This is a genomic window from Thiohalocapsa sp., assembly GCF_019695415.1.
GTDB lineage: Bacteria > Pseudomonadota > Gammaproteobacteria > Chromatiales > Chromatiaceae > Thiohalocapsa.
Genome location: NZ_JAIFKJ010000144.1, coordinates 1 through 5,159 on the forward strand (window position 1 = coordinate 1; position 5,159 = coordinate 5,159).

The 5,159-nt window shown below is 68.4% G+C and carries 6 protein-coding genes; all 6 read left to right on the forward strand.

Annotated elements, in window-relative coordinates:
* Positions 1–413: 413 nt before the first annotated feature.
* The 6 genes from I6U14_RS03680 (at position 414) to I6U14_RS03705 (ending at position 4,928) form a co-directional block, all read left to right on the forward strand.
* Complete coding sequence (locus I6U14_RS03680) at positions 414–1,370, forward strand: zinc ABC transporter substrate-binding protein (RefSeq protein ID WP_296896960.1); 957 nt, start codon at positions 414–416, stop codon at positions 1,368–1,370.
* Entirely contained in the window at positions 1,367–2,137 is a 771-nt protein-coding gene (locus I6U14_RS03685) for an ABC transporter ATP-binding protein (RefSeq protein ID WP_296896961.1), read from the forward strand. The genes I6U14_RS03680 and I6U14_RS03685 overlap by 4 nt, the downstream gene beginning before the upstream one ends.
* Entirely contained in the window at positions 2,134–2,976 is an 843-nt protein-coding gene (locus tag I6U14_RS03690) for a metal ABC transporter permease (protein ID WP_296896963.1), read from the forward strand. The genes I6U14_RS03685 and I6U14_RS03690 overlap by 4 nt, the downstream gene beginning before the upstream one ends.
* A gap of 63 nt (positions 2,977–3,039) precedes the next feature.
* Positions 3,040–3,495, forward strand: a complete 456-nt coding sequence (locus I6U14_RS03695; RefSeq protein WP_296896964.1) for a Fur family transcriptional regulator — start codon at positions 3,040–3,042, stop codon at positions 3,493–3,495.
* A 102-nt stretch (positions 3,496–3,597) separates the two neighbouring features.
* A complete protein-coding gene (locus I6U14_RS03700; protein WP_296896966.1) occupies positions 3,598–4,191 on the forward strand; it encodes a DUF2796 domain-containing protein in 594 nt (197 codons plus the stop codon).
* Positions 4,188–4,928, forward strand: coding sequence for an ABC transporter ATP-binding protein (locus I6U14_RS03705; RefSeq protein WP_296896967.1), 741 nt, complete (start codon positions 4,188–4,190; stop codon positions 4,926–4,928). The genes I6U14_RS03700 and I6U14_RS03705 overlap by 4 nt, the downstream gene beginning before the upstream one ends.
* Positions 4,929–5,159: the final 231 nt, after the last annotated feature.

Genomic DNA, 5,159 nt, shown 5'->3' on the forward strand with positions numbered 1-5,159 from the left:
GGGCCTGGTTCTTGTGGCGAGCCGAATATGACGACCCTGCGACACAGCCTATAGGGAATCGCCCCGATAAGCTAGTGCGAAAACCCCAAAACGCTGCATTTTTACGACAAAACGAGCCGTGAGCTTGCTTCAGATCAATACGGAAAGGCTGTTGCGCAGCGATTCTGTTGTGCAATACAGACAAGCTTCGCGCTCAACCTGTCGCAGGCATTGCGACGGGCGCCCGCGCAAACACCGCGCGCGCTGCGCACTCGCCAGGGCTCGCAATGCCGCAACACCGCGCAGTGATCGCCGGCAAATCGGTCGTACGACGGTGATGCAAGAGCCGTAAACGCACTGTTATACTGTTTCGCACTCAAGCGCCGACCGCCGCCTGTGTCGGTCACGGCCACCTACCCAGACACCCGAAAGCCATGCTCCGCCGACGCGCTTGCCACCCTTTCGCCGGCCTTCGTCGGCGTTCCAGCGGCCGACTGCTGGTGGCGGCGCTGCTGGCCACCGTCCTGCCCATGACGGCGGTGGCATCGGCGCCCAAGCAAGTGTCAGTCTTCGTCAGCGTGCTGCCGCTCGCCACCTTCGCCGAGCGAATCGGCGGCGAGCGCGTGGCGGTGCGAGCGATGGTCCAGCCAGGCCACAGCCCCGCCACCTATGAGCCGACGCCCCGGCAGATTACGGCCCTCGCGGACGCCGATCTCTACCTGCGCGTCGGCGTACCGTTCGAGGACGCCTGGATGCAGCGCATCAGCGCCACGAACCCCGACATGCCTGTCGTGGACCTGCGCGATGGTCTAACGCTGCGCCCGCAGGCGGCGCACACCCACGACCATGGCGACGGCGCTCGCCATCAGCAGGAAGGCCCCAGGATGGACGCGCATGTTTGGACCAGTCCGCGGCTGGTCCGCCAGATGGCCGAAACCATCCGCGCTGCCTTGACCGAGCTCGACCCGGCGGGCGCGGAAACCTATGCCGCCAACCTAGCCGCGCTCGATGCCGCGCTCGCCGCTCTGGATGCGGCGCTGCAGGAACAGATGGGCGGGCTCGAGAACCGAAGCTTCCTGGTCTATCACCCCGCTTGGGGCTACTTCGCCGACGCCTATGGTCTCAGCCAGGTGCCCATCGAGTACGAAGGCAAGGAGCCCGGCGCCCGCCGGCTCACGGCCCTGATCGAGCAAGCGCAGAAGAACAATGCCCGCGTGATCCTGGTGCAGCCGCAGTTCGACCAGCGTGCAGCCGGGCAGGTGGCACGCGCCATCGGCGGCCGCGTCGAAACCGTCGACCCACTCTCGCCCGATTACTTCGCGACGCTGCGCCGGCTCGCGGAGATCCTGCTCGATGCGGACGCCTCCAGTGCGGAGCCGCATCAGCCATGACGGCCGCCGGCACGGCACCACCGGCAATCAGCCTCACGGGGGTCCACTTCGCTTATGGCGAGGTGCCGGTGCTCCAAGACGTGAGCCTGGATGTGGCGCGCGGCGAGTTCCTCGGCATCGTTGGCCCCAATGCGGGCGGCAAGAGCACGCTGCTGAAGCTGATCCTTGGGCTGCTGAAGCCCAGCGCCGGAGGCATCCGCGTGCTGGGCGAGCCGCCCCGTCGCGCGCGCCGGCGCATCGGCTATGTGCCGCAGTATCCCGGCTTCGCGCGGGACTTCCCCATCGGCGTCGAGGATGTGGTGCTCATGGGTCGCTTCGGGCTCGGCTGGCGCCTGGGCCCTTGGACCAAGGCCGACCGCAGCGCCGCAGCCGCAGCACTGGACGAAGTGGAAGCCCTGGACCTGCGTGCACGGCAGATCGGCACCCTGTCCGGTGGCCAGCTGCAGCGGGTGTTGCTGGCGCGGGCGCTGGTGGGGGAGCCGCAGCTGTTGATCCTGGACGAGCCCACGGCGAACATCGACCAGCGCTTGGAGGGCGAGATTTTCGAGCTGCTGGCCCAGCTCAACCGCCGCCTCACCATCGTCGTGGTATCCCACGACATCGCCTTCATCTCCGCCTACGTGAGCCGCGTGGCCTGCCTGAACCGCACCCTGGTCTGCCACACCACGGACAGCATCGACGGCCAGATCATCCAGGATCTCTACGGCGAGCACGTGCGCCAGATTCAGCATGACCACGAGCACACCGCACGAGCATCACGTGCATGACTGAGTTCTTCACCGCGCTCACCGAACAGGCCTTCCTGCGTCAGGCGCTGCTGGCGGGATTGCTGGCGAGCATCGGCTGCGGACTGATCGGCCCCTTCGTGGTCGTAAAGCGCATCGCCTTCCTCGCTGGGGGCATCGCCCACTCGGTGCTGGGCGGCATGGGCGCGGCGCTGTATTTCGGCTTCGACCCGCTGCTTGGCGCTCTCGCCGCCGCCGTGGTCTCGGCCCTGCTCATCGGCTGGGTGCGCCTGACTTGGCATACCGGCGAGGACACCGCCATCGGCGCCCTCTGGGCGATCGGTATGGCGGTCGGTATCCTGTTCATTTCCCGCACGCCTGGCTACACCACCGACCTCATGAGCTTCCTGTTCGGCAACATCCTGCTGGTGCCCACCCGCGAGCTCTGGTTCATGGCGGCGCTGGACCTGCTGCTGCTGCTCGTGGTGGGCCTCGGCTATCGGCACTTCATTGCCGTCGCCTTCGACGAAGACTTCGCCCGACTGCGCGGCCTGCCCGTGGCGGCGCTTTACCTGCTGCTGCTGGTGCTCGTGGCCCTGACGGTGGTGTTGATGATCCAGGTGGTGGGCCTGATTCTTGTCATCGCCCTGCTGACGCTGCCGGCGGCCATGGCCGGTCAATGGACTCACTCCATTACCAGCATGATGCTGCTGGCTACTGTGCTTGGCGCGGCGCTGACCAGCGGCGGGTTGGCGCTGTCCTATACGCCGGACCTACCGCCGGGGCCGACCATCATCCTGCTCGCGGGGGCGCTGTATCTGGTCTCCGCGGTCGTCTCCGCCGCGCTGCGGCGCACGCCACCGCCGCGGGCGGAGGGCTGAACGGCGGGGCGCCACTGGCTATGATCGTCGACAGCCCGTCTCCATGCCCCTATTGAGGCCCCAATGGACGAAGACACCCTCAGCCAGGCACTGAACCGCGCCGAGATGCTGTGCGCGGAGCGCGGCGTGCGCCTCACCAACCAGCGCCGCCGTGTGCTGGAGCTGGTGTGCCGGGCCAACCGCCCCGTGGGCGCCTACGAGATCCTGGACCAGCTCCGCGAGGGGCCGCCGGCGGCACCGCCCACGGTCTATCGGGCGCTGGATTGGCTGCTGGCCCAGGGGCTGGTGCACAAGCTGGAGACCCTGCACGCCTACATCGGCTGCACCCACCCTGAGCACCCACACGCGAGCCAGTTCCTAATCTGCAACGGCTGCGGCGGCGTCACGGAGCTGGAGGACAAGGCCATCGCCGGCAGCCTCGCATCGGTGGCCGCCGAAACCGGGTTTCGGCCGTCGCGGCCGGTGGTGGAGGTCATCGGCACCTGCTCCGACTGTGCTGCGAAGGATGGCGCGACCTGAGGGCGTTGCCGGCACATCGGGCTCGGATCGATCCCGATTGCGATGGCGATTTCGTTACCGGGACCGAGTTGCCCGTGTTTGCTGTCATAGAGAGTGTCACCCATGTCTATTCTGCCGAGCTCACCCCGCCGCCTGCGTTGGCTGTTTCTGGCAACGCTCGTCGCCATCACCGGCTCCGTCGCCGCCGGCGATGAGCACGATCACAACCATGGCGATCATGATCACGGCCACCGCCAGCACGGCGCCCATGTCCATGGCGTTGCCGAGCTCAACGTCGCCGTCGACGCCGACTCCCTGTTGGTGGAGCTGAACACCCCAGCCGCCAATATCGTCGGGTTCGAGCATCCGCCGCGGAACGCCGCCGAGCGCGCGGCCATCGCCGAGGCACGCAAGACAATGGCGGACGGCGCCGCGCTCTTCGTACCCAATGCCGGAGCCGAGTGCGCGCAGACCTCCCACCTGGTAACGCTGGATCTCGGCGACCCGGAGGATCACGCGCACACGGAAGAAGAGGTCCATGCCGACGCCCATGGCGAATGGGCCTTCACCTGCGCCAAGCCGGCTTCGCTGAAGACGCTCGACGTGAAGCTGTTCGAGGTCTTTCCGGGTAAGGAGAAGTTGCGGGTACAACTGATCACGCCGAGCGGTCAGCGCGGTGACGAGCTGACCCCGGAGCGCCACCAACTGGACCTGTGAGCACCGCAGCAGCCGCAGCACCGGATGCGGCGGCGCCGATCGTCCAACTCGACGGCGTGCGCTTTCGCTGGCGCCGCAAAGGCCCGGACATCCTGGCGCTGGACCGGCTCTCCGTCGACCGCGGCGAGCGACTCTTCATCGAGGGGCCGAGCGGAAGCGGCAAGAGCACCTTGCTGGGCTTGCTGGCCGGGGTCACGGTGCCCCTGGCCGGTCGGGTGCAGGTCCTGGGCGAGACCCTGTCGGCGCGCTCCGGCCCCGAGCGGGATCACTTTCGGGCCGACCACATCGGCTACATCTTCCAGCAGTTCAATCTGATCCCCTACCTCGGCATCATCGACAACGTGGTGCTGCCTTGCCGGTTCTCGCGGCTGCGCCGCGGGCGCGCGCTGGCCCGCTCGTCAAGCCTCCGGGCGGAGGCCAAACGCCTGCTCGGCCATCTGGACCTCGCTGAGCCGGCGCTGCTGCGCGAGGCGGTGACCTCCTTGAGCGTCGGCCAGCAGCAGCGCGTCGCCGCCGCTCGCGCGCTCATGGGTGCCCCGGAGCTCATCATCGCCGACGAGCCCACATCGTCATTGGACGCCGACCGCCGCCGGGCCTTCGTGCAGCTGCTGTTCGACGAGTGCAAGGCCACCGGCGCGACGCTGATCTTCGTGAGCCACGACGCCTCGCTGGAGCCCCTGTTCGACCGCACGCTGCGTCTCGCCGAGGCCAACCGCGCCGCGCGCCTCCCAGGGTGAATACGCCGCTCTGGTCCATCGCTGGCCCGGCAAAGCGTCGGCAGGAAGCCGACACCCCAGGCACCGTCCGGCCGCCCGCGGCGGCGCCTGCACAAACACCTGCCCCCCCCAATCCCCGCTGCCCGTCCGCCGCGCCTGACGCAGCACCACCTCCCCCCGCGCCCGCGCCCGCCGCACCCACGGCGGGCGGACCACGGCGCCGCCCCGCCCCCAGCCCACCCCGGTCCGGCC

Coding starts and splice junctions, on each gene's coding strand:
- I6U14_RS03680 (WP_296896960.1), top strand. CDS start 414: ATGCTCCGCCGACGCGCTTGCCACCCTTTCGCCGGCCTTCGTCGGCGT.
- I6U14_RS03685 (WP_296896961.1), top strand. CDS start 1,367: ATGACGGCCGCCGGCACGGCACCACCGGCAATCAGCCTCACGGGGGTC.
- I6U14_RS03690 (WP_296896963.1), top strand. CDS start 2,134: ATGACTGAGTTCTTCACCGCGCTCACCGAACAGGCCTTCCTGCGTCAG.
- I6U14_RS03695 (WP_296896964.1), top strand. CDS start 3,040: ATGGACGAAGACACCCTCAGCCAGGCACTGAACCGCGCCGAGATGCTG.
- I6U14_RS03700 (WP_296896966.1), top strand. CDS start 3,598: ATGTCTATTCTGCCGAGCTCACCCCGCCGCCTGCGTTGGCTGTTTCTG.